Origin of the sequence: Marinobacter sp. BW6, assembly GCF_008107725.1 — a bacterium.
Lineage (GTDB): Bacteria > Pseudomonadota > Gammaproteobacteria > Pseudomonadales > Oleiphilaceae > Marinobacter.
The window spans coordinates 337,017-361,635 of sequence record NZ_VIRN01000037.1 but is presented as its reverse complement, the minus strand read 5'-3'; the positions used below and the strand labels follow the sequence as shown (position 1 = coordinate 361,635).

Genomic DNA, 24,619 nt, shown 5'->3' with positions numbered 1-24,619 from the left:
GATGCAGGTTCTAAAAGGAACCGGTAGTACCCTGATGTTGAAACCCGTTTTTGTCGTATCCGGACTGCTGCTTCTAGCGGCAGCTTCGGGATGCGGTCTGGTTGAGGATCGTTCCGAACGTTATGTGAATGCGACTGAAGGGCAGCGACTGGAGTTGCCGGAAACCGCCGACGATTCCCGCTTCAGCCAGACCATGCCAATCCGAGATGTCCAGTCGGCCGATGCCAGCAAGATGTATCCGTCCGATATTCCGCCTCCGCCAGATATGACTTCGGATATCCTGGATGAAAACTATGTGATCGAAGAGCTTGATGGCCGGCTCTGGCTTCTGGTCAATGACGTGCCGGGAAGAATTTGGCCCGCGGTAAACAGCTACCTGTCCGAGCGGAGCCTGGGTGTCGGCTTCGATAGCCCCCAACTGGGGATTCTGCAAACGGAAGTTGCTAACTTCAGCAAGCGCGCCCGGGATCTGGTGGAGTTGTCGGATAACCCGTCAGCTGGCGAGCAGAAAGTGGTTCTTCAGGTGCGTATGGCCCCCGGCGTCCGCCGCAAGACCACCGAAGTACAGGTACGCAGGTTGGAAGTGGCTGATCAGCCGGACGAGCTGATTCCCTGGGCCGAAGTGACCGATCCTTCGGAGCAGGCACTGGAGCTGCAGAAACGCCTGTTGTCCGATCTGGGTGACTTTCTCAGAGCCCGGGAAGAAACCAAGTCCTTTTCCCGTGCCGCATCCGGAATGGTCAGCGACCCCCTCGTTCGCCTGATCTCGGAAAACGATGAGGCGGTCGCGATCCGCATGGAGCTTGATTACGGTCGCTCCTGGGCGGAAGTCAGCCGGGCACTGACAGATTCCGCCATTCCTGTGGTCGATCTTAACCGCAGTGAAGGCTGGTTCCATGTCGACTTCCGCACCGAAGACGAGCGGGATCCGGGATGGTTCAGCTGGTTTAGCGATAAGGAAGCCCCCCAGCATACCCACACAGTAAGCCTCAGCCAGCAGAGCGACGCCATTGTCATCTCTGCCGAGGAAGTCCCGGGTTACGCTGGCAGCCGGACGACGCCGGATCTGCTCACGCAACTGTTCGATTACCTATACTGATTCAGGAAGAGGCCGCCACAGGCGGCCACTTTTCGGAGAACCCCAATGGAAAAACGCGAAGAACTTTACGCCGGCAAGGCAAAATCCGTCTACCGTACTGACGATCCTGAACGGTTCGTGCTGGTGTTCCGTGATGACACATCCGCCTTCGACGGCGAAAAAAAGGAACAGCTCAACCGCAAAGGCATGGTGAACAACAAGTTCAATGCGTTCATTATGGAAAAGCTGGAGGCGGCGGGCGTACCGACCCATTTCGAGGGACTGCTGTCTTCCACAGAATCGCTCGTGAAGAAGCTGGACATGATTCCGGTCGAATGCGTCGTTCGCAATGTTTCCGCTGGCAGTCTCTGCCGCCGTCTGGGCGTAGAAGAAGGGCAGGAACTCAACCCGCCCACCTACGAACTGTTCTTGAAGAACGACGCGCTCCACGACCCTATGGTCAACGAATCCCTGGCCGTCAGCTTTGGCTGGGCTGCAGCCGATGAGCTGGAGCAGATGAAAGAACTGACCTACCGTGTAAACGACGTGCTCAAGGCCCTGTTTGACGACGCCGGCATGCTGCTGGTGGACTACAAGCTGGAGTTCGGTCGCGGTGAAGGGAAAATCGTGCTGGGTGATGAATTCAGCCCGGACGGTTGCCGGATCTGGGACAAGGAAACCCGCAAGAAAATGGATAAAGATCGCTTTCGCCAGGGTCTGGGCGACGTTATTGAAACTTATGAAGAAGTCGGGCGCCGTTTGGGAATCCAGTTCGACTGATTGAAATTTATAACAAAATGAAAAGGTGTGTCATGCGTAAACTGATGCTTGCTGTAGGTGGTTCACTGATCCTGGTGGCGCCTTTGTCCCAGGCAGACGTGGTAGGTCTGGGTGCCAGCGTAAGTTACTGGGACTCTGATCTCACCGGTAAGGCTGCTACCAATAACGACGTTGTCGATGTGGAAAACGATCTGAATCTGGATAGTGATTCCAATGCCAATGCCTCTCTATACCTTGAGCATCCGGTGCCAGTGTTGCCCAATGTTCGGTTGAACTACACTTTGGTTGAACAAAGTGGTCGAGGCGATGTAGGTCTGGCTGGCTTCGACGGTGTTACCGGTGATGTGCAGTCTGATCTGGATCTGGAACAGTTGGACCTGACCCTGTATTACGAAGTGCTTGATAACTGGGTAAATCTCGACCTTGGCCTGACCGCCCGCGATTTGGCGGGCGACCTGATCGTGCGGCAAGCGAATGGGTTGGCCACTAGCGAAACGAGCATTGATGGCGTTATCCCCATGGGCTACCTGGCGGCCCGTTTTGATCTGCCGTTAACTGGCGTATCAGTTGGCGCAGAAGGCAATTTCATCAGCTTCGATGGTGACTCGTTGCACGATTTCAACGCCTACGGCCAGTACGAGATCTCATTGATCCAGTTCCGTGCAGGCTATCGTCAGATGTCCATTGATTACGAAGATGATAATGACCGCCTGGATGTCGAAATTGGCGGGCCGTTTGTGAGTGCCGGCGTGTCGTTCTGAGGCTGGCATTCGTTCCAAGGAGAGAAACGTGAAGATTCTTGTTACCGGAACTGCCGGTTTTATTGGCTCACATCTGGCTCATCGCCTGCTTGACCGGGGCGATGAAGTTATTGGCGTTGATAACGTCAATGATTACTACGATGTGAACCTGAAGGAAGCCCGGCTAAAGCGCCTTACTGGCAAGGCAGGCTTCACCGAAGTCCGTGAGGATGTGGCTGATCGGGCCACCATGGAAGCGCTTTTTTCCAAGCATAAACCTGAGAGGGTAGTGCACCTGGCGGCCCAGGCAGGTGTCCGGTATTCCATCGAGAATCCCCATGCCTACGTGGACGCCAACCTCGTTGGTTTCATGAACATCCTTGAAGGCTGCCGGCACAACAAGGTAAAACACCTCGTCTACGCCTCCAGCAGCTCGGTGTACGGTGCCAATGAGACCATGCCGTTCTCGGTGCACGACAACGTGGACCATCCCCTGAGTCTTTATGCGGCCTCCAAGAAGGCGAATGAGCTGATGGCACACACCTACAGCCATCTGTACAACCTGCCAACCACGGGTCTGCGGTTTTTCACGGTTTACGGTCCTTGGGGCCGGCCGGATATGGCGTTGTTTATCTTTACGAAGAAGATCCTAGCCGGCGAGCCGATCGACGTGTTCAACCATGGCCACCACCGTCGGGATTTCACTTACATCGATGACATCGTGGAAGGCGTGATCCGGACTCTGGATCAAGTTGCCGAGCCCAACGATCAGTGGAGCGGCGCAGCCCCGGATCCCGGCACCAGCAAAGCGCCTTATCGCTTGTACAACATCGGCAGCAACAATCCGGTTGAGCTGTCCCGTTTCATCGAGATTATCGAGGAGCGAGTCGGCAAGAAAGCGGAGAAAAACCTGCTTCCGTTGCAGCCGGGGGACGTGCCCGCTACCTACGCCAATGTCGATGATCTGATCGACGACGTAGGCTACAAGCCAGACACTCCCGTAGAGGAGGGGATTGCCAGGTTTGTTGACTGGTATCGGGACTTCTACAACGTATGAATCAAGGGCCAGCAACTGCTGGCCCTTCTCGTATCTGATACTCGACAATGGAGCGTTAGCGATGATGGCAGTGCTAAGAAGATGGTTCCTGATTGCCGGGCTTATCGGCCTGGCCAGCTGCACGAGCCTTCCGGAAAACATTCAGCCAGTCAAAGGTTTTGAGAGTGATCGTTACCTGGGTACCTGGTACGAAATCGCCCGCCTGGACCACTCCTTCGAGCGCGGTCTCACTAATGTTCACGCTGAATACAGCCGCAATGATGACGGCAGCATCAAAGTCATCAACCGCGGCTTTAACGTCGAAGAAGGTAAGTGGGAAGAGGCCGACGGCCGTGCGGTGTTTGTGGAGGATGAAAACACCGGTCACCTGAAGGTGTCCTTCTTCGGGCCCTTTTACGCCTCTTACGTCGTGTTCGCACTCGACCAGGAAGCATATTCCTATGCCTATGTGACAGGCTACAACCGCGACTACCTCTGGTTTCTCTCGCGCACTCCGGAAGTGACCGAAGAGGCGATCGAGGCGTTCAAGGATCGGGCCGGGGCAGAGGGGTTTGATTTGGAGGAACTGATTATTGTCGACCAGTCCCTCGCGGAATAGAGATGCAGGTCGGTCTGTCTCATGAGCTTGACTATGCTCGAGCCACCCAGGCCATGCTTCGCTTGGCTCCGGATTACGTTCTGATCGGTGAAGTTCGGAACGATCCCGCTTAATCTCAGATTTTACAAACGAAGGTTTAGCGACAAGACTGTTACCTGTAAGGAAGTAAGTTTCGCCTCAGGAAGTCGCTGGCACAAGCCATTACGACACGCTGATGCCCTGACAGACAAGGTTGTCTCACCCCAATGGCCTGCCATTGGTCGAGTCTGGTTGTATTGCATGCAGAGTATCCCCGGTGCGTTTGCTTAGGGCGACTGGGACGCAAAGCAACCACAGGCCAAGACCATGTCAGACCAGCTCGAACTCCAGATCGAACCCGAACAGGCCCCCCAGGCTAGTGGTGCTGAGTCGCTTCAGGTTCGAATCAGCTATGAAATTCCGGTTCAGAACGAAGATGAGGAAGTCTCCTTTCGTCCGGCAAGCCATCTGATGCGCCTTGATTCCAGGGCTAGCGCAAAAGTCACCATTAGGCCCATTGCTCTCAACAAGCCGGCTACGGCCGTTCTGGAGAACCGCCAGGGCCTGGAACTGGCCCCACTTGGTAGTATCGACATCGGTCATGCTGCTGAAGGCGAGCCAGCCACGCTTACTATTTCCGCCGCAGATCTAAAAGCCGCACTGGAAAGAAACTCGCCAGAGGAACAACCTGTGCTGGATCGGTCTGGCCGATTTGTAAGCCTGGGCCAGCCGGAAAGGCGCTTTGACAACTACACTCTCAGTGTGGATCTGGTTGACTCAGCTGCTAAAGCATCTGCGCTTCGTTCCCTTATGGGACTGAACCCTGACCGTGAGTTGGCAAATAATGCCGGACACGCGCCACTGGATGCTGCGTCCGCTGAAGAGCTCGGTGCTTTTTCTCTTACCGGCGCCGACCTCAAGTTTGATGGCTCTTTCCACATCCAGCGCCCCTTCAACAGTCGCACCGAAGCACAGGGTTGGGCCTGGCTCTTGAATGGCCCTGATCTCATTATCGGTTACCGTGAAGATCCTTCTCTGTCAAAGCCCCTGAATGGCCTGCGGATCATGCTGCCTTGGCAGGACATCAAGCCAGGCGCTGGCGAAGATGTGGATTCCTCATCCTCCGATGCGGCATCGGGCAATCCACCGCTGGATGTTGATGAAGACAGTCTGCTGCACGACCCTGATCTTTTTGGTGATGATCCGGGGTCCTATTGTCGGCCATTCAGTAACCCCGCCAGAATATTGGGTGAGCGTCGCTTCCATACAGTCTTTCGCGTCGAGCAACCGGAAATTGAATCAACCTCTAACAACAAACCCGATTACAAAGGGCTGATTCATCCCAAAGACTCATTCGGCAATACCATTCTGATGAGTGCAATGGTTGATAATACTGGCCGTGCCACTATGGCGAACAACGCGATCGGGCCGCTTGATGTCTATAACGACGGTGGCTTTAACCGCTTCGTTCCGAGAGACAGAGCCTCGGTAATGCCACCGGTTAAAGCCATTGATTTCCTCCCGTTACCTGGGTTGATCTGGAAAAATCGCCGGCAACCTGTCGGGCCAGACAACCCTATCGACTGGGACGGAGATTCCACTCAATACCAGGCGCTGTCTGTGGCGGGCGGTCACATAATGGAATGGCGCCTCCAATGGCGCTCAAATGGCTACTCCCTCGGTGATGTGGCCCACACGCTCACATTGGCACCGCGACAAACCCGGCGCATTGTGAAAATGGACTGGCGCCGCCGTGAGGCAAGCTCCCGCAGCGAGCGAACTGAGTTCTCGGAACAGGTAGAGCAAGGCACGTTTAGCGAGCGCGATTACAGTGACGCCGTACGATCCAACCTGAATGAATGGAGCAAGGGTGGTAGCAAATCCCAGCAAACCGGCGTCGCCGGGGGTATTGGCTTTGCCATGGGTCCTGTCGTAATCGGCGGTGGTGCAGCCCATGGTCGCGCCAGTTCCAGCAGCTGGCAAAAGGGGGGGCGCAGCGTCGCCGCCGCCGAAGAGCAAAGCCTGAGAGACTCAGTCAGGCAGTTCGGTGATTCTCTGCGCCAGTTCGAAAGCACCGTGGTCACGGAGGTTAGCCAGGAGGAAACCGTTGAGGGCGTTTCTGAAGTGGTTCGCAACTCTAACTACTGCCATTCGCTGACGGTTATTTACCACGAAATACTGCGCCACATTCGTGTGGATACGGTGTTGGCGGGGGTGCGCGAATGTCTTTTTGTACCCTTTTCAATACGCCCATTCACCTTCTCTCGGGTGGCCCGCTGGCGAGACGTGTTTGAGCGCTATCTGAAAAAACGGGAGCTTCGCTGGGCCCTGAAATACTCAGACGACATCATAAACGGATGGAACGGTTCGGAAGTTCCAGCAGGTCCCCGAAAGGATCAATTTCTGGAAAGCCTGAGCGGGTCGATCTATATCAAGCTGGGCATCGAGCGGCCAAGGGATGAAGTGGTCTCCGGTGAAATAGACGACCAGCTTTCTGAAGATGGCGCCGTGGGTGAGCGGGTTACCACCAAGGTCTGGCAGACCTACGCCGGCCTGCTCCCATTCCCGGTCGGGCAGATTGTGGCTCGAATTCGCAGCTATTCTGCCGCTCAGCGAGACACGTATTTTCAGAAAGAGATTGCCCCTGCCATGGCCCGCCGCTGGGCCGACCGCCTTCGGATTGATAACGATAGCGGCCAACTGGAGGGCGCGGACTTTACACTGGTGGGTGAATACCGCTTTAACCGGACCGTAAGAATCGACTTTACCGTACCGTCAGATTCAGTTTCGGACACCAAGCGTACCGAAATTGAAAAGCTGATCCTCTCGGCAACTGAGCACCTGCCCAAAGGCTCTGTCGCAAACGTCACGGGCGCAACCATTAACTTCCGCACGACTCACTATCAACGGCGGGTCAGAGCTCCGAGAGGCACCCACGACCTAATTTCACCGCCCGCCTGGAATGACGATGAGACAACCCGACCAGCCCCAACCGAAACAGCCACGCTTGATTTCAATGCCAGTAATTGGGAAGACCAGGACATGCGGCGGGAAGCGGAAAAGGCAAATCGCAAGATTCTGGAGCACATCAATGACAACCTGCATTACTACCACAAGGTTATCTGGTGGACCATGGACCGAGACGAGCTCTACATGCTTCTGGACGGTTTCTCCATTTCCGCCAGCGACGGTCGCTCCATTGCCTCCGTGGTTGAGCGCAACCCCATCGCCATCATGGGCAATGCCCTGGTATTCCGTGTGGCAGCGGGGGCCTTCCTGGGAGTGAATGGGCACGATAGCTACGAGGAGGCTTTCAACTATTACAAGGGCGAGGGTGCGCCCAGTGCGCCCATGCGCATCAGCCTGCCGACTGATGGTCTCTATGCCCAGGCTATTATGGACGAGTGCAATGCCTGCGAGGAGCACGAGGGATCCACCGACTGGGTATTAAACGATAAAGATCCGGCACTCGCAGATTTCCCCAGTGACTTCTTCGACTCCCGCCGTAGTCAGCCCCAGAATCTGACGCCTACCGACATGCCGGATTCTATCATCAATCTTCAGAATGCCCCGGCGGCTCCTGCACCGCAGGGCTTTGGCGACATCATGGGTGTTCTGGGCAGCAGCGGTGCCTTCCGGGACATGGCCGGCCTCGAAGGCACGCAAAAGAACGCCCTCGGTGCCATGAATGCAGCCTCCAACCTGGCCAGCCAATTTGGTGGCTTTGCGCTTCAGGCGCGCCTTGCCGAGCTCAAGGCCGAAAGCGATGCCGGCAAGAACTTTGACAAGAAGCGCGCTGCTGTAGACCGCGCTGTCGAAAAAGGCTCCATTTCAAAAGAAGACGGCGAGGCAGCCCTGCGCAAAGAAGCTGCGGAGATGGGTAAGAAAACCGCCAAAGGCGTCTCTGACCGTGCAAAATCCATTGTCGACAACTTTGGCAAGGACAAGGATGTCACCGTCACAGAGCAAGACGCCGACGGCTCCAGAACCGTTACTGTGAAGAACCCTGACAAGGGTGGAGAATCAGGCCAAGCCGGCACCACGCCCGGCGCATCGGAGCCAACCGCAGCAGAAGTGGAAGAGCAGAGGAGACTGGAATCCCAGGCACCGCATTACTTCCTGACGGAGCTGGGTTACGGGGCTTGGGAGCTGATACTGATCAACTTTGCAGTGGAATCCGGCAAGCTAAAACCAGGCCACAAGGAAGGCCTGCAGGCAGCCAGCCACCTGATGACAGAGAACACTGCTCTGGGCACATACTCAACGGCTGCCTATACCAGCAAAACAGGTTCAGATGCCTATAACACGGAACTCTCATGGAAGCGCGCAAGGTCGACTCTGGACGGCATCCGTGATTTTGGGATACCAGATGTACAGATTGATGGTACTGAGTTCTCCAGCTTCAGTATCAATGCCGTCGGTGAAGCCCGTTCTCTGGCGGATTACCTGCGCGAGCGTGGCTACCAGGTGCCAGATGACCTGCCGACTGAAAATCCTTACGACAGAGGCGTAGTCATCCAGCTTTCCGAATTTCCGGAACTGCGCCAGGTGGATGCATCAGCCCCTTACTGGAAGAACCCTACCGATCAATGGCGCATGCGTCTGCTATATCCCAAGAAGGATTCGGGTCCGGAGCTCGCCATTCCCAAGGGGCTGAAAGATATCCTGAAAGTCAGTCAGTACGGCGAAGTGGATTTCGAAGCCTACGGTGTCTATGACGTCGACGGTGAGACCAAGAACGGGCCTTTGGTCAAAGGTGTGCTGCGCGGCCAGCTCATTAAGTCTATCACCCTCGGCACATCCCAGCGTGATAACTGGACCAGTTGGCTGGAGTTGAACCTCGACAACGCCCCAATGGCGCCGGTGGAAAACGACTGGCACAGCGCCAAGGTGAGTTTCCTCGGGGGCCCCATCGACCAATTGGTGGAGAAGGTATTGGGCGCTAACCCGATCGTGAGGCAAATGATCGATTTTGAGGAGGAAATCGGCAAACTGAGGGAGAAGTACAATATTCCCGATGGCGGTCAATACGGGCTACGCATTCTGCGCCATATGAACAGTTTCAAGGCACCGTTTACCTTCGAACACATTGAGCACGAGCGGATTATTCTCATTGCGCTGCACGTGCCAATGCCGGAAGTCGTGGAAGAGTGGCTCGGTGGTGTACCGCCGGCGGAATTCGGCATTTCTTCGATCGACATAGAGCCTTTCGACGGTAACTGAGGCATGGCAAGAAGTGGCGCCACGATCAGCGACGTTTGATTGTGGCGTCTCTAAGCAAGGGCGGGTCGCGAACTGGCGTAGGCGTTCCCGCCAGGGTGAGAATGGCGGCAAATTCCTAGCGCAACGGCACAGATGGCCAGACACAAAAAAAGCCACTTGGCTTGCGCTCTAAGTGACTCTTTTTCTTGCAGAATTGGTAGGACCACCCAGATTCGAACTGGGGACCTCTACCATGTCAAGGTAGCGCTCTAACCAACTGAGCTATGGTCCTATGTCCTGCAACGGGGTGGAAATATACGGATTTCGCCGATGCTGGTCAACCACTTTTATACGGTTTTCCGGTTCCTGAGTTTTGCCTTGATGGCTTTGCTGAGAACTGCCCAGCGGTTGACGATCAGTGCGGCAAAAATCAGGCCGCAGCCTGCGAGTTGAATGCTGGTCATGGCCTCACCAAACCAACCTGCAGCGAACAGGGCTACCCACACCGGTTCCAATACCAGAATCACTACGCCATGGCTGTTTGCGGACAGGCTCTGTGCGAAGGTCTGAAGCAGAAAACGTCCGGCCGTGCCAATGACCGCACTGGCGACCACCCACCAGATCAGCAAGGGGGACAGGTTGTTCAGGGTAGGCTGCCAACGTTCCATAATCATGGACTCGATCAGGGTCAGCACGCCAACCGTGAGCAGCGCAATTGCGGTCAGGGGCAGGGCGGGTACCCGATGCTTTTCCACGGTCTTGCCCAGCCGGTTGACCACCGTTCTCTGGTTGGCCGCCCTGGTATTGAGGTTGAAGTACAGGGCGAAGATTGTCGCTGCGATGACGAAGAAAATCTGGCCTGCTTCGGGGCGGAATCCGTTTTCAAGGGAGAGCAGCGCGAGCCCGGCAACGGCAATCGGAATGGCCAGCCAAGTACTCGCAGGCTGGGCTTCCTTGAACACCAACCGGGCAATAATGGGAACAATCACAACGCCCAGGCTAGTCAGGAAGGCTCCTTCGCCCAGGCTGGTTATATGCACCAGACCCATCACCCAGCAAGTCATTGCCGTGCCGAACACCAGGCCGACACCCACACTTCGACGAAGCTGATCCACGCTTAGTTTCATCAGCGAGCGGCGGGCGAAAAGGGCGAGCACGGTGCCGGCAATCAAAAACCGGGCTGCCATGAACATCAGCGGAGGCATTAAAAGCACCGCTTCTTTGGAAAACATCCAGCTGATGGCTGCGAACAGGGTGACAACAACCAGTAGAAGATCGGATTTGTGGGTGTCAGACATCGGATATCGCTTGCCGGCAATGGGTGAATCAAACGGGGAAAGCGAACCAATGTATAGTTTGCGAACTAAAAAGAAAAGATGGGTAGAACTACCGAGATAGGAAGTGGCTCTTCCATGAGCCTTTCGTTTGCCCTCTTCAGATGCGGTCAGTTGTTCAGGGTGGTGTAAACCAGATTGGACATATCTGTCTGGTCCGAGCCGGGCACTTCGATGTATTGTTCACCGGAACCCCACCACTGCCACCACGCGCGCTTGTTGTAGGTTCGGCTGGCGAAATCCACCTGCAAACCGTTGAGGGTGGTGTTGTTGACCACCGGCACGGAGATGTTGCCCGTCTCGGAGCCGAGCACACCGCTGTGGGTGGCGCCTTCGTTCATCAGTATCGGGTAGTGGTTGTAGTACAGAGCGCCCGGTCCATTCTGGCTCGTTACCTTGCCCGCCAGGCTGATGCTGGAGGAGCAGGAATCGATCCCGGCGGCGGATGTTGCACCACAGGCCGAATGGGTGGGCACCACACCATCGTCTGTTCCTGCAATGAACGGTTTGGTGATGCCGCCGTAGGAAGAGCCGCCGGCCACGAAGCGCAGCCTGGGGATTGAATTCGGGCTCACCGCCAGGTTGCGCGCTGCGTTGGTCTGCAGGTCGTTAACCACGCCCAGTTTGCCCGGCTCCGGTTCAATGCCCGTGAAGGCTTCTACCGCCGCCCTGAGGGGCCAGTTGTACCAGCTGTCGTTGTAGGCAAGGCTCAGGGCAAGGTTGGCCAGTTCAGTGCCACCCCCGGCACCTGAGTAATCCAGCGCCGCCAGGATCTTCAGCGGTTGAAGCCCCTCAGACTGAAGCCAGCGCGCCTGGTTTTCCAGAAGGTAACGGGTAACCAGATCGCCGGTGGAGTGAGACACGATAATGCAATAGTCATTGCACAGCCCTTGCTGACTGATCTGCCTCATCTGTTCATAGGCCTGCTGGGCAATGCCACCTTCAACGCGTCCGTCACTGCCCCAGTCAATTCGGGCTTCGGCACGGGACAGCCAGAAGGTGCGCCAGTAGTCCTCGCCGGCGTTTTTGACTTCCTGCAGATTGGCGGGAGGGTTGGCCAGGTCTTCCTGCTGGAAACCGTGAACCAGGATCACATTGTGCCCGGCCAGCTGGGCCTGGGCGGTGCCGGCAAACAAACTGCCGGTGATAGCGACCGCCAGGGCGGTCTTACAGGCACTTCCGATCTTTGTTGTTTTCATAGTTGCTCCGTCTTTGCTGAATTATTGTTGTCACAAGACGTTTCTCCGCCATTTGCAGCGGTACAGCCCGGCGTCAGCCGGCGCAGAGCTTACGCTCTGCCATCAGAACTTGTCGGCAAGCTGCCGGAGCAGAGCCGCCCGTTGTTCCGATTCGGGGTTCACCGCCGGGGTATCGGTGAGGCTGTCGAGGTCCGGCGGTGTGAATGCGTAGCCCTCGTCGGGCCCGAACGCGTAATTGGTTCTGTCACCTGGCCTGGCTGGAAGCTGGCGAATCTGCAGGTTTTTCAGCTGAAGTTGGCCATCTACTTTTTGGTTCGCCAGGACCGTACCGTGTGCCTTCAGGTTGATGGTGTCCGAGGTGCTGTCCAGTCTTTTCTCCACCTGCAGTTGGGCAATCGGGCGCTGCCCAACGTAAAGCTGGGCCGAGAGCGCGTAAAAGCCGGGATCTTCCGGTGAGAACCGAACTGGGATGATGAGGTTGTTGTTGCTGATGCGGGCATTGCCCAGTCCTTCGAATTCACCCAGGTAGGGCTCAATGGTCAGCGTCGAGGCATGGCGAACCGGTTTACCATCGAGACGGGCTTCAACGATCAGTCGGTATTCACCCGGTGATTGACTGGCGGATAGAACACCCTCGAAGTAACCCGGCGAGCCGGCCTCCTCCAGTGTGGTGCTGGCGACGGCATCCCGGCTTTCGGGGCTCTCCAGGGTTGCTGAGAGAGGGCGCCCAAGCACCTGAGGACCCTGGATAGCCGCAGCAACAAGGATCTGCTCGCCCTCTGTAAACCGGTACTTTTCAAGCGTGACCGTGAATTGCCCGTTACCCTCCAGCGGCAGGCTGACCGGCTCGTAGTGATTGCCACGGTAGGCACTGGCCCGTTCCGGGCTGAGAGGCACCGACCAAGCTGGGTATCGGGTGGATTTGGCGTACTGATCGGCAACGCTGGCCAGCATGAAGCCAAGGGCGTTTTCCGTTGGCGGCTCGGGTTGCTGAGAAGGGGAGTTGGGCGGTTGCTTTGCCGGCGGTGTGTTCTGAACGGACGCAGATTCGTCTTTGCTGGCCAGCTCAGTGAGCCAACTGAATTGAGTATTGTTGTCGGCGGAAAGCAGATACCCGGTGCCAACCACACCGGCGGTTACCATTGTCAGCAGTAAAACAGCCTTACCGGGCATGCGGCAGGTCCCTAGTTTATTGTTGTAGCCTTAAACATAACGGGATTTACGCCGCACCCCAAAAATCCGGCCTGATTGTGTAACAGAATGTGTCCGGGTTGTGCTGTGGGTCACATTTCCGTTGTTCGAGAATCAGAGCCAGCCAGACTCCCGAATGGCTTCGAAGCCGAAATGCAGTTTGACTTCATCACCGACCATTGCCTGATCGATGCCGTAGGTCATGCCCCATTCACTGCGCTTCAGTGTAGTCGAAGCACTGATGCCAAGGGTGTATTCCTCGTGGCCGAAGGGATACACGTCAGCCTTGTTAAGGGTCACGTCGAGCACCACGGGTCGGGTCTGGCCGAGCAGCGCCAGGTCGCCTGTTACCTTGCCGGTGTTCTCGCCGGTGGTTTCAAAGTCGGTAACGGTGAAGGTGATCTCCGGATGCTGTTCGCTGTCGAGAAAGTCTTCATTGCGAACGTGTTCGTCTCGCTTTTCGTGGTTGGTAAACACGCTGTCGCTCTGAAATACCAGTTTCCCGGATTTGAGCTCCCGGGCTTCCTCATCGTAGACGAACTCACCCTCGACTTCCCGAAACATGCCCATCACTGGGGCGTAGCCGATGTGCATGATCTCAAAGAACATCGAGAAGTGTTCGTCATCCACGACATAGTTTTCTGGCTCCGCGATTGCCACCGGGCTCAATGCAAGAGCCGCAGGTAGCGCAAGGGCAGAGCGGGAAAGGGTTTTCTGGTTAATGCACAACATGGGGATGTCTCCTCTGGTAAAGCCAGCGAATATCCAGGAAAAACGACCACACCAGCAACAAAAGGGCGGTTGCAAGCGTGGTACTGGCAAACAACGTATTGACTGGCGGCAACACCGCCACGAGCAGGGTAACGATCTGCCAGACGCAGACGGTCTTGCGCCTGAAGCTGTCCGGCAGTGGGGCGTTCAGCCAATCCAGGCAGTGGCTGGCAGCAACAAAGGCGTAGCGTATAAGGCCGAGGGCCAGTACCCAGATGCCTGCCTTGCCCAATGCCAGAACGGCAATGCTCAGCCCGAGAATGAACAGCGCATCCAGCTCCATGTCGAATCGGGCGCCAAAGTCGCTCTCCGATCCCGTCGCTCTGGCAACCTTGCCGTCCACTCCATCCAGAATCAGCGCCAGCAACGCCATCCAGCCATACAGCCAGAGGCTGTCAGTCAGGTGTTCGGCGAATGGGGCTAAAGCCACCAAGACAATTACCAGGCCACCCCTCAAAAGGGTTGCCCGGTTTGCCCAGCCGAAGTCCCGGGTTTCGGGCCAGGCCCGGATAACCAAGCCACAAACGCTCAGGTACAGTGCGGTTGCCAGCAAATAGAAAAGAGCGGGCGGCGTGGTTAGCCAGCCTGTGGCAAGGCAGAGCAGGGCGACAAGACCAAAACCCCAGGCCAGGTCCAGCGCTAGTGGAACCCTGAGTGAAGCTGAATGGCCGTTAGAATCCATCACTGAACTCCAGCGTATAGGTTTGCAGGCATTAAACACCCCGGATGCGCTGTACACTGACTATAGTTGATATGTCTGAGTGTGCTTACGAGCATTGACCGCGTTCAGACCTGAAGGTTCAGCGCCGGAAGGGCGACGACCAATGCCGCTGATTACACCGCCAAGTAAAGGAGCTCCTTTTGGAACGCGACCGTGATGTTCTCAACACCGAGACAATGGCCCGTGCCTGGTGGATAACCGGCGCTGGCAAGGGCGAGATTCAGGAAACGCCGCTTGCGGAGCCCGATGATGTAGAGGAAGGAAAACTGGTCACTGTCCAGGCTCTCTACTCGGGCATCAGTCGGGGTACCGAATCACTGGTTTTCCATGGTCGTGTCCCAAGGAGTGAGTACTCCGCAATGCGGGCACCGTTTCAGGGGGGAGATTTCCCCTGGCCGGTGAAGTACGGCTATGCCAGTGTCGGCAAGGTTGTGGAAGGGCCGGCTGAGTTGGTTGGGCAAACGGTATTCTGTCTTTACCCGCACCAGAATCGCTATCGGGTGCCGGTGTCGGCAGTAACGCCTTTGCCGAAAGATCTGCCCGCCGAGCGAGCGATTCTTGCCGCTAACATGGAAACCGCCGTCAACGGCCTCTGGGATGGAGCTCCAGCGGTCGGTGACCGAATTGCCGTGGTTGGTCTCGGTGTGGTTGGTTTGCTCGTGGCCTGGTTGGCCAGTCGCATCCCGGGAACCCGAGTAACCGCAATCGATACGAATCCCGAAAGGCAGGCCGTTGCCGAACAGCTGGGGCTAACCTTCAGCAGCGAATCCGGCGCCGATGACCACGACCTGGTGATTCATTCCAGTGGCCACCCATCGGGCCTGGAGACGGCGCTGGGACTGGCTGGCCAGGAGGCAACCATAGTTGAAATGAGCTGGTACGGTGATCAGCTGGTATCCGCACCACTCGGTGCTGCATTCCATCCGCGGCGCCTGACCCTGAAATCCAGTCAGGTGGGCCAGATAGTGCCCTCTCGAGTCCCAAGGTGGGACTATCGCAAACGCTTGGCGCTGGCGCTGGAATTGCTCCAGGATGAGGCGCTGGACGCCCTGATTACCGGCGAATGCCGGTTCGATGACCTGCCGAAATCCATGGCGGGAATTCTGATTGATGGCCGGGAGACTCTCTGCCATCGAGTTGTGTACTGAAAATTCAAAACCATCTGCGAAGGAGAGATTATGTTCGGCTTGACGGTCCGGGACCATATGATGATTGCCCACAGCTTCAATGGAGAGATCTTTGGTCCTGCGCAAAAGGTCCACGGGGCCACCTACGTGGTGGATGTGACCTTTGAGCGTCACCAGCTGGATCAGGATGATCTGGTCGTGGATATTGGCCTGGCCTCTGAACTGCTCAACAACATACTTTCCGAATTTAACATGCAGAATCTGGACGAACTGCCCGAACTGCGAGGGCGCAACACCACCACCGAATTCATGGCCAAACTGGTCTTCGACCGGATGGCGGCAGCCATCCACGGGGGCCGGCTGGGTGAGACCGGAAAAGGCATTTCCAGCCTCAAAGTCACCCTCTCTGAATCTCACATTGCCTGGGCCAGCTACCATGCCGGAATCTGACCCACCGGGATGCGTCGAGTTTCTGGTGCCAGGCGATCCGGATCAGAACACCGGCGGTTACCGGTATGTCCGCAAGCTGGTAGAGGCTCTTTGCGAGAACGGGTGTATGGCCCGGGTAAGCGGTTTGCCCGGGCATTTCCCGCACCCGGATCAGGTCGCCCGGGACGCCATGGATCAGAGGCTTGCGAGCTTTCCCGATGGCACTTTTGTGGTCCTGGATGGTCTTGCCATGGGTGGTCTGCCGGAGATCGTCGAGAAGCACACCCAACGCCTGAATCTGCTTGCCCTTGTGCATCACCCCCTCGCTGACGAGACGGGCCTCAGTGAAGCCGACAGGCAGTGGTTCCTAGAAACCGAAAAACACGCGCTCGAATTTGTAAAGGGTGTTATCACCACCAGCCAACATACGGCCGCCCGTCTGGCGGATTACGATGTACCGGCAGAGGCCATTCGGGTCGCTGAGCCGGGTGTGACCAGAACCAAAACCCCGCAAGTTCGGGGTGAGTCCTCTGTAAACAATGCCCCCCAAATTCTGTGCGTCGCCCATTTGTCACCACGCAAGGCCCAACACCAATTGGTGGAAGCGTTGGAACGCCTGAAGGCCTTGCCGTGGCAATGCGCGCTGGCGGGGTCTGACCGTCGTGATCCGGAATACAGCCGACAGGTGCGCCTGGCAATTGCCAAGGCCGGTCTTGAAGACAGGGTTGAGCTGGTAGGGGAGGTGGAAGAATCGGGGCTCGCCGATCTCTACAGGAAGGCCGATTTCTTTGTGTTGCCCTCGCTCTACGAGGGCTATGGGATGGTGATTGATGAGGCCCTGGCGGAAGGTCTGCCGGTCATTTCATCTGATGGCGGCGCCCTTGCGATAACTTCCTCGAGGCCGGGGGTCGTTCAGTATCGTGCCGGCGACGTCAGGGCCCTTGAGGCCCGGATCAGAAACTGGCTGGAACATCCCGACCAGTTCGACCATGCCTGCAAGCTTGCTGTCAGAGAATCGAGGCGGATTCGCTCATGGGCCGATACCGCGAGGGACGTCAGCGAGGCGTTGCGGTACTTCAGTGGCTTTCCTGCAAACCTGCACCAGCATTCTGAATTCGAAAGTGAATGGCTGGCGGCCCGGGAATCCGCAGATCATCGTGCGCGCTCGAAGGCACTGACCGATGAGTTGAACCAATGGTTGCTGAACCGCTACGACGCGCTACCGCCTGAACGCCATTGCCCGATGCAGATCGTCGACATTGGCACTGGCCGGGGTTCCAACGCCCTGTTCCTGGTGCCCGGGCTGCAGGTACCGCAAACCTGGCTGGCCCTGGATCAGGATAATGCGCTACTGCGCGAGGCCAGGCAGCGTGTGGACTTACTGGACGTTCCATTTGAGACGCGCACTGTGCAGTTATCGCCAGAGAACATAGAGCAACACCTGCCTGCCGAGATTGCCCTGATCACGGCGGCAGCACTGATTGATCTCGTTTCAGAGTCATGGCTGAAAGCTCTCAGCCAGGTGGCGGTGCGCAGGGACTCAGCGATGCTTATCGTACTGAGCTATGCAGGGCATTTTGAATTGTCCCCCGGCCATCCCGATGATGAGCTGCTTCAGACTCTGGTGAACGAGCATCAACACGGCGACAAGGGCACCGGTGCGGCGCTTGGGCCCGAGGCACCGATCGTTCTGAAGGAACTGCTTTCCGCGGAAGGTTACCGGGTTGAATTGGCGGAATCCCCCTGGACGTTAGGCAGCGAGGATCGGGCCTTGGCTCAGATGCTCATGCAGGGCTGGACCGAGGCGGCCATCGAGCAGTCTCCGAAAGACCGGGACCGCCTGGCGCACTGGCTTGAAACCCGATCCCGGCAGCTGTCCGAGGCCAATCTTACCATTGTCGTTCGGCACCTGGACCTGCTGGCACTGCCACCCGGGGAGCAGCCTTGACGGAACTGCGTCAAAAGCGGGTGCGGCTGGCGGCCCGGTGGTTGTTCACGGTATTGGTCATCGGATTTGTCATCCGCTCTGTGGATGCCAGCGCGCTTTGGCAGGAGCTCGCCCGTTTTTCCCCCTATGTTCTGTTCCCTGCATTGGCACTTACGGTGGTCCAGGTGGCCCTCTCTGCCTGGCGTTGGCGTTACACTGTAGAGAAGCTTGGATTGCCTCTGGACTTCGGCGTTGCTGTCCGAGAGTACTATCTGGCCACATTCCTGAACCAGGTTTTGCCCGGCGGCGTCCTTGGTGACGTCAACCGGGCATGGCGCCACGGCTCCGGTGCCGGTGAACGTCTCTCCGCCGTGCACGGGGTGGCTATCGAGAGACTCTCGGGCCAGTTGGTGTTGGCGCTGGTGGTTGCCATTTCCGTCGGTTGGCTTTTCGGTTCCGGGCAGCTTACCACTGGTCAATGGAATGGTGAGTTGTGGGTAGGTGTCGGCATTGTCCTTGTTATCGTCTTGTTCTGGATCGCCCTGACAGCGGGTATTGCGGATTACCTACAGCGCCTCCGGCGTGATCTGTATCTGTCGTTGTTGAACCGCGTGGTGCTGCCGGTCCAGTTAGGTTCTTCGTTAATGGTGCTGGCGAGCTATCTTGGGGTGTTTCTTTGCCTCGCCTGGGGTGCAGGCTATCTCCATACTGCGGAATCTGTGGTGATCATTGCCAGCCTGGCGAGTATTCTGCTGCTGAGCATGGTCATACCGCTGACGGTTGCCGGCTGGGGTATCCGGGAAGGCGCCGCAGCGGTGCTCTGGCCGATGGCAGGATTGCCGGCGGAGCAGGGGGTGGCACTCAGCGTAGGGTATGGGGCATTAGTGCTGGTTTCGAGTTTGCCCGGGGTGTTTTTTTTGTTTGGTGGCAAGCCGGCCAAGGGGTGAATTTTCGGTTTGGTTGTCGGATTAGCGAAGCGTAATCCGACAAAACCAGTTGGACTACGCCTGCCGCTAATCCAATCTCGTTTCGCGGGAGAAATCCAGGTCGAAGAGCATGTCACTGCCGAGGTTAATCAGCTGCGCCCGGGGCCGGAGGGCGTCGTCCAGAAAATCAATCTCCGGAAGCGAGAAGGCCGGTCTGCCACTGCCGATGATCATGGGAGCGACCATCACGTGCAGTCGGTCCAGCAAGCCTGCGTTGAGAAACGAGGAGACGGTGACGCCGCCGCCTTCCACGAACACCTTTTTCAACCCGAAATCCGCCAGAACCTGAAGGATCAACTTTGGATCTACGGCTTCCTCGGCGTCCGCATCCCCAAGACAGGGAATCTCTGTAACACCCGAACCGATAGACGGGTTTTCCATTTTCTCATACTGGCCTGCCACCAAACGCAGGGTCGGGGCTTCACCATCGGTAAACAGGTGATGGCTGTCTGGCACGCGATGGTGACGGTCGATGATCACACGGACCGGGTTTCGGCCGCTGGTACGACGCACGGTCAGGCGGGGATTGTCTGTGGAGGCTGTGCCGGCACCCACGATGACCGCATCGGACACCGCGCGGATCCGGTGCAGATGGGTAATGCCGTCGTCACCATTGATAAAACGGGAGCGGCCGGTCACTGTTGCTATCCGCCCGTCCAGGCTCTGGCCCAGTTGGCCGATGACTTTGGGGCGGCCATCATCTGGCACTGGCCGACACAGGGGAAGGAACACGGAGAGCAGATCCTTCGCTTCCCCCGTGGCGGGTTGCATCAGGTGCCAGGCGCCGTGGCCGTTGAGCTTGACTGCTTCATTGTTTGTACCCGGCAATGGCAGTGTCACATTGCTGCGGTTAACTGCGCTAAGGACCAACTCCCATGCCGAGTCGATATCCAGGGTTCTTGCCGCCATAAATAGCCTGTTAGGTTGTTGCCTAGGAGCCTCTGAATGCCTCCGGAGCGCCTCTGCGTGCTCTGAGGACTTCAGATGCAAGGCGCAGTTCGCAGCTAATGGCCGTAGCCCTTAGCAAGAGCTGCAACACAGCATGTGACGTCCTCAGAGTACGCCCTCCGGGTTCTTCAGAGGTGCTTCGGAGGCATTCAGAGGCTCCTTTAGTATAGGCAGATTGTGTGCAAAGCTATATGTACGTTACATTTCCAGATTGATTCACTTCGCAGGGCATTATCGGGACGGGTATCCCGATTTGAATGACGAGGTAAATGGCCATGCAACATGCGCAACCCATTCAACACTGGGAGCCAGAGAAGCCCGAGGACCATGGGCAACTTGAGCTTCCCGGTATTGCCCTGGACAAGAGCGATGAGCTTCTGGAGTCGCTGGCTGAGCTGGAGGAAGCGCTGGAAAAGGTGGAGCTGAGCGGGGAAGAGGTTGAACTGCTTCGCCGGTTCCGCAGGACAAGCGCGGAAAACCGGCGAATGATTCTTCAGATCCTGGGCAGCTGATCCCGCCCAAGATGCTTTACTTGCCTTTCTTGTAGATATTCTCGTAGACGTAGTTGGTGGCTTCCACAAAGCCATCAATGCTGCCGCAGTCGAACCGACGACCCTTGAACTGATAGGCCAGCACGCAACCGTTTTTCGCCTGCTCAAGAAGGGCATCGGTAATCTGGACTTCACCGTTTTTGCCCGCAGGGGTCTTTTCTATAATGTCGAAAATATCCGGCGTGAGAATGTACCGTCCAATAATCGCCAGGTTACTAGGGGCATCTTCCGGGGCCGGCTTTTCCACCATATCGGTGATGCGGTAGAGCCCATCTTTCATGGACTCACCGGCAATAACGCCGTACTTGTGGGTCTCGTCAGCCGGCACTTCTTCAATGGCAACAATGGAGCAACGGAACTGGTTGTAGAGTTTAACCATCTGCGCCAGTACGCCATCTTCACCTTCGGGGCCAATGCAGAAGTCATCGGCCAGAACAACCGCAAAGGGACTGTCACCTACCAGGTTGCGTCCGGTCAGTATGGCGTGGCCGAGGCCCTTCATTTCATTCTGTCTGGTAAAGGCAAAGCTGTTGTGGTCGATCAGATCCCTGATTGAGGTCAGCAGGTCTTCCTTGCCAGAGCCGGCGATCTGATGTTCAAGCTCGTAGCTGATGTCGAAATGGTCCTCGATGGCCCGTTTGCCCCGGCCGGTCACAAAACCGAACTCGTGAATACCGGCCTCCGCGGCTTCCTCGACGCCATACTGAACCAGGGGTTTATTCACCACCGGCAGGATTTCTTTGGGCATCGCCTTGGTTGCCGGAAGAAAACGAGTGCCGTAGCCGGCGACGGGAAACAGGCATTTTTTGATCATATTATTCGTCCTTTGATGGTCGGTTTCACGGCCTGTGGGCTGATCAACGCCTCTGCGTTGGCCTACGAACGGTTGTTCTTTCACAAAGTGTGCCGAGTTTACCCAAGTTGTTGAGACAAATGCAGGGGGCATTCATATTTGTAACTGTGAGTATCTCTGTGTGTCCAGCAGGGAGTGGTTCGAAACGTTAAGATACAACTTTCACAGATCTCTATAACACTCTGTTTTTTTGAAAGATTAAAATTGTAAGTTTTAGCAATAAACCATAGCCCAAACTGCCTACGTCTTTTAAAGTGTTGGTCATCCTGAACCTGACCGGCCGAGGCGTTTGATTTGCGAATTCATTGTCTGGTTGCACTACTTTGGTGCGCGCCCGCCAGTGCCGTTTCCGTGGCTGAGACGCTGCCTCTCAATCCGGCAGACTGGAAGCTGTATCCGGCGGACCTGCTCAGGTCTGTCACCAGCTATCTCGCCTCAACTCTCCAGTTTTCCGGAGCTACGGACCATACCAACGACTCAGCGGGAGGGAGTCTTAGCGTGGCCGGCAGCAACATGATTTTGTCCAGCCACGACATCTCGCTTGATTTCAGGGATTCGGTTTCACGCCGGAGCGGAGGTGATTTTCAGTCTCTTGCATTCCGATACTCGTTTCCGGTGGCTGGCGTTGACTTTGCGCTCTCCCTTGAAGATTCAGAATACGGAGGAGTGACCACCAAAGCAGGGCAGCAACTCGATGCTCGTGGCGAATACAGCGGTCTGAGTCTGTCCGGAAGTCGGGCATTGTGGTCATGGAACGCCTTTGAAATGGACAGCGTATTCAGCCATTCCAGTGGCACAAGGCACCGATACGAAGAGTCGGTCTGGATTTCGGATACATCTCATCAGCTGTCCAGTTTTGGTGTGCGATGTTCAGGCAAGACGGAAGTGGTCGGTGGTTTTCAGGCTGGCACCCTCGTCACTGCAATGGGGGGGCTGGAAAGTCGTGAATCCACCAGCGTATCGACGGTTACTTCTGAGCGCACCCGCTTCCACAAACTCACGCTGGGCGCATCCCTGAGCCGTTCGTTTTATGCCTGGGATCTCGGACTGGACGGTCGATATCAGTTGGCACCGGAGGATCTTGCTTCCTCCGAATACCTTTTAGTCGCGGGGCCTTCGATGTCGAAGGGCTTTAATGGCCAGTCCCTGTATGTATCCGAGGGTGGTTGGGTTCGCATGAACGTCCGGAGCCCGGGGTATTCCCTGCCTTTTTTGAATTCGGTCAATTCCTATGTCTCGGTTTCGGTTCTCAAAGGGTGGGCGCCGACATCGGCAACCGACGGACAGGCTTTCGGCGCCAGTACCGGTGAAGTCTCCCTTCGCCTCCAGGGCAGGGGATTTTATGCCAGCATGAACGTTGGACAGATTCTGGATCTTTCAGGGGACGCGATGCGACGTCCGGCGGGTCCGGATGTATCTCTTTCCATGTCCCTGGGAATCTGATTCCTGCGCCGGAAAGCCGGCAAAAATCCTTTCAAGGCCGTTACGAAGATGTCACTTGAGGTGATGCGCCTACCAAGTGCTACATTCAAGTAACGGAATGTAAGGGATTTTGTGCATGAAAGGTTCAGGACTACCAACAACTTGTCTGATGATGTTTTTCCTCGCCTGCCATTCGAATCTGGCGAACGCCTTCGGTTTTGAGGATGTGGCTAGAAAGGCTAGTGAGCTGGCCGGGAAAAGCTATCAGGAACCACAACCTGCACCGGATTTCCTCCAGACGTTGGAATACTCTGTTTACCAGGGGATCCGCTTTAAACCCGAGGCAAGTCTCTGGCGTTCTGGAGGCTCCCCGTTCCAGATAATGATGATCCCTCAGGGCAGTTTCTACGCTCACGCGGTAAAACTCCACGTGATTGATAGCGAGGGGGTGAAGCCGGTGACATACGACAAAGCCGATTTCGACTACCCGACTCCCGAACTTGCCAAACGCGTGCCGGCTGATCTTGGGTATGCAGGCTTTAAACTTACCTTTCCATTTGATCGCAAGAACGTTCAGAACCAGTTTCTGGTTTTCGGCGGGGGCAGCTATTTCCGTGCTATTGGCAAGGGGCAACAGTTCGGCCTTTCCGGGCGTGGTATCTCGATTGATACCGGATTGCCCGCAGGAGAGGAGTTCCCGTCTTTCACAGAGTTCTGGCTGGAGCGTCCGGCCGCAGACAGCGAAACGATGGTGGTGTACGGGCTTCTCGACGGGCCCAGTTTGACCGGTGCATACCGTTTTGTGATTCAACCAGGAGAAAGCACACGGATTCGTGTAACCGCTGAACTTTTTTTCAGGGACGATATTCAGCAGTTGGGCCTGGCGCCGCTCACCTCCATGTTCTATTACGGTGAAAACACCCTTCGTCCCCGGGGCGAGTGGCGGCCTCAGGTGCATGATTCAGATGGACTCCTGGTTCACGATGGCCAATCCGGAGAATGGCTCTGGCGGCCGCTTCTAAATCCATCTCAACTGCAACTGAGCTTTCATCAGGTGGGGCAGTTGAAGGGGTTTGGCTTGATGCAGCGGAATCAGCAGTTTCAGCAGTTCCAGGATAGTGAAGCACGCTACGATCTGCGCCCCAGCGCCTGGGTTCAGCCAGCAAAAGACTGGGGGCCGGGCTCAGTCGTACTTGTTGAAATTCCCTCCGGTGCGGAAACCAATGACAACGTTGCGGCCTTCTGGAAACCGGATCAAGACGTGAAGCAAGGGGAAAGCCGCCGATTCGAATACGATCTGGCAGTCGGACGGCCAGCAGTATCCAGCCACCCTTCCGGTCGCGCGATCCACACATTCGTGGGAGACGGAAACCGCACTGGCGGAGGCAACGAGGTTGGAGCCTATCGGTTCATCGTCGACTTTCAGGGCAAACAACTGAGCGCCTTGGGGCCAGAGGATGCCGTGGTCAGTCAGGTATCGGGTGGCAAAGGCGTCGAGATAATAGAGCATTTTGTCGAGTACATCCCTGCCACTGATGTCTGGAGGCTCTCGATTCTGGCAAGACCCCCGGAAGAAGAGCCGCTGTCATTGAGGGGATTCCTGAGCCTGGGTAGTGAGACGTTAACCGAAACATGGACATACTCACTGCCACCGGCTACGGGATTGCGGGCGAAATCTGAGTGACGG

General features: G+C 56.6%; 21 protein-coding genes and 1 tRNA gene. 14 read left to right on the top strand and 8 right to left on the bottom strand.

Annotated elements, in window-relative coordinates; genetic code table 11:
• The first annotated feature begins 1 nt into the window (after position 1).
• The 7 genes from bamC (at position 2) to FMN52_RS03120 (ending at position 9,494) form a co-directional block, all read left to right on the top strand.
• Positions 2-1,099 carry an outer membrane protein assembly factor BamC gene (gene bamC / locus FMN52_RS03150; RefSeq protein ID WP_148607260.1) on the top strand — a complete coding sequence of 366 codons (1,098 nt, stop codon included), beginning with the start codon at positions 2-4 and terminating at the stop codon, positions 1,097-1,099.
• A 45-nt stretch (positions 1,100-1,144) separates the two neighbouring features.
• Positions 1,145-1,858 (top strand): phosphoribosylaminoimidazolesuccinocarboxamide synthase, encoded by a 714-nt coding sequence (gene purC, locus FMN52_RS03145; RefSeq protein ID WP_148607259.1) that lies wholly within the window; start codon positions 1,145-1,147, stop codon positions 1,856-1,858.
• A gap of 32 nt (positions 1,859-1,890) precedes the next feature.
• Positions 1,891-2,619 (top strand): TIGR04219 family outer membrane beta-barrel protein, encoded by a 729-nt coding sequence (locus FMN52_RS03140; protein ID WP_148607258.1) that lies wholly within the window; start codon positions 1,891-1,893, stop codon positions 2,617-2,619.
• A 28-nt stretch (positions 2,620-2,647) separates the two neighbouring features.
• Entirely contained in the window at positions 2,648-3,655 is a 1,008-nt protein-coding gene (locus FMN52_RS03135) for an NAD-dependent epimerase (protein WP_148607257.1), read from the top strand.
• A 61-nt stretch (positions 3,656-3,716) separates the two neighbouring features.
• Positions 3,717-4,253, top strand: coding sequence for a lipocalin family protein (locus tag FMN52_RS03130; RefSeq protein ID WP_148607256.1), 537 nt, complete (start codon positions 3,717-3,719; stop codon positions 4,251-4,253).
• A gap of 2 nt (positions 4,254-4,255) precedes the next feature.
• Positions 4,256-4,366: an ATPase, T2SS/T4P/T4SS family gene (locus tag FMN52_RS03125; protein ID WP_148607255.1), complete on the top strand. Its 111-nt coding sequence runs from the start codon at positions 4,256-4,258 to the stop codon at positions 4,364-4,366.
• A 232-nt stretch (positions 4,367-4,598) separates the two neighbouring features.
• On the top strand, positions 4,599-9,494 hold the full coding sequence (locus tag FMN52_RS03120) for an OmpA family protein (RefSeq protein ID WP_148607254.1): 4,896 nt from the start codon (positions 4,599-4,601) through the stop codon (positions 9,492-9,494).
• Between the two features lie 194 nt (positions 9,495-9,688).
• Here the strand turns inward: FMN52_RS03120 and FMN52_RS03115 are convergent.
• The 6 genes from FMN52_RS03115 to FMN52_RS03090 all read right to left on the bottom strand — a co-directional run bounded on the left by FMN52_RS03115 (position 9,689) and on the right by FMN52_RS03090 (position 14,650).
• Positions 9,689-9,765 (bottom strand) — tRNA-Val (locus FMN52_RS03115).
• 55 nt (positions 9,766-9,820) lie between these two features.
• A complete protein-coding gene (locus tag FMN52_RS03110) occupies positions 9,821-10,771 on the bottom strand; it encodes an EamA family transporter (protein ID WP_148607253.1) in 951 nt (316 codons plus the stop codon).
• A 146-nt stretch (positions 10,772-10,917) separates the two neighbouring features.
• Complete coding sequence (locus tag FMN52_RS03105; protein WP_148607252.1) at positions 10,918-12,006, bottom strand: hypothetical protein; 1,089 nt, start codon at positions 12,004-12,006, stop codon at positions 10,918-10,920.
• Between the two features lie 102 nt (positions 12,007-12,108).
• The gene (locus FMN52_RS03100) at positions 12,109-13,179 is read right to left on the bottom strand and encodes a hypothetical protein (RefSeq protein WP_148607251.1); all 1,071 of its coding nucleotides are present in this window, start codon (positions 13,177-13,179) and stop codon (positions 12,109-12,111) included.
• 132 nt (positions 13,180-13,311) lie between these two features.
• Complete coding sequence (locus FMN52_RS03095; RefSeq protein ID WP_148607250.1) at positions 13,312-13,929, bottom strand: YceI family protein; 618 nt, start codon at positions 13,927-13,929, stop codon at positions 13,312-13,314.
• On the bottom strand, positions 13,916-14,650 hold the full coding sequence (locus FMN52_RS03090) for a CDP-alcohol phosphatidyltransferase family protein (protein WP_148607249.1): 735 nt from the start codon (positions 14,648-14,650) through the stop codon (positions 13,916-13,918). The genes FMN52_RS03095 and FMN52_RS03090 overlap by 14 nt, the downstream gene beginning before the upstream one ends.
• A gap of 179 nt (positions 14,651-14,829) precedes the next feature.
• Between FMN52_RS03090 and FMN52_RS03085 the strand changes: the two genes are divergently transcribed.
• Genes FMN52_RS03085 through FMN52_RS03070 form a run of 4 tightly spaced genes read left to right on the top strand, consistent with a single transcriptional unit; the run spans position 14,830 to position 19,119 of the window.
• The gene (locus FMN52_RS03085; RefSeq protein ID WP_148607248.1) at positions 14,830-15,837 is read left to right on the top strand and encodes a zinc-binding alcohol dehydrogenase; all 1,008 of its coding nucleotides are present in this window, start codon (positions 14,830-14,832) and stop codon (positions 15,835-15,837) included.
• A 30-nt stretch (positions 15,838-15,867) separates the two neighbouring features.
• Complete coding sequence (locus FMN52_RS03080) at positions 15,868-16,266, top strand: 6-carboxytetrahydropterin synthase (RefSeq protein ID WP_148607247.1); 399 nt, start codon at positions 15,868-15,870, stop codon at positions 16,264-16,266.
• Positions 16,253-18,193 carry a glycosyltransferase family 4 protein gene (locus FMN52_RS03075; protein WP_148607246.1) on the top strand — a complete coding sequence of 647 codons (1,941 nt, stop codon included), beginning with the start codon at positions 16,253-16,255 and terminating at the stop codon, positions 18,191-18,193. Before FMN52_RS03080 ends, FMN52_RS03075 begins: the two co-directional genes overlap by 14 nt.
• A complete protein-coding gene (locus tag FMN52_RS03070) occupies positions 18,190-19,119 on the top strand; it encodes a lysylphosphatidylglycerol synthase transmembrane domain-containing protein (protein ID WP_148607245.1) in 930 nt (309 codons plus the stop codon). The genes FMN52_RS03075 and FMN52_RS03070 overlap by 4 nt, the downstream gene beginning before the upstream one ends.
• Positions 19,120-19,185: 66 nt before the next feature.
• Here FMN52_RS03070 and FMN52_RS03065 read toward each other — a convergent pair whose 3' ends face one another.
• Positions 19,186-20,067 carry a RibD family protein gene (locus FMN52_RS03065; protein ID WP_148607244.1) on the bottom strand — a complete coding sequence of 294 codons (882 nt, stop codon included), beginning with the start codon at positions 20,065-20,067 and terminating at the stop codon, positions 19,186-19,188.
• Positions 20,068-20,381: 314 nt separating this feature from the next.
• On the opposite strand from FMN52_RS03065, the gene FMN52_RS03060 reads away from it, so the two are divergent.
• Entirely contained in the window at positions 20,382-20,618 is a 237-nt protein-coding gene (locus FMN52_RS03060) for a hypothetical protein (protein WP_008171950.1), read from the top strand.
• Between the two features lie 16 nt (positions 20,619-20,634).
• On the opposite strand, the gene galU is transcribed toward FMN52_RS03060, so the two are convergent.
• A complete protein-coding gene (galU, locus tag FMN52_RS03055) occupies positions 20,635-21,471 on the bottom strand; it encodes a UTP--glucose-1-phosphate uridylyltransferase GalU (RefSeq protein ID WP_008171948.1) in 837 nt (278 codons plus the stop codon).
• A 390-nt stretch (positions 21,472-21,861) separates the two neighbouring features.
• On the opposite strand from galU, the gene FMN52_RS03050 reads away from it, so the two are divergent.
• On the top strand, positions 21,862-22,953 hold the full coding sequence (locus tag FMN52_RS03050) for a ShlB/FhaC/HecB family hemolysin secretion/activation protein (RefSeq protein ID WP_148607243.1): 1,092 nt from the start codon (positions 21,862-21,864) through the stop codon (positions 22,951-22,953).
• Between the two features lie 115 nt (positions 22,954-23,068).
• A complete protein-coding gene (locus FMN52_RS03045) occupies positions 23,069-24,616 on the top strand; it encodes a glucan biosynthesis protein G (RefSeq protein ID WP_240339379.1) in 1,548 nt (515 codons plus the stop codon).
• Positions 24,617-24,619: the final 3 nt, after the last annotated feature.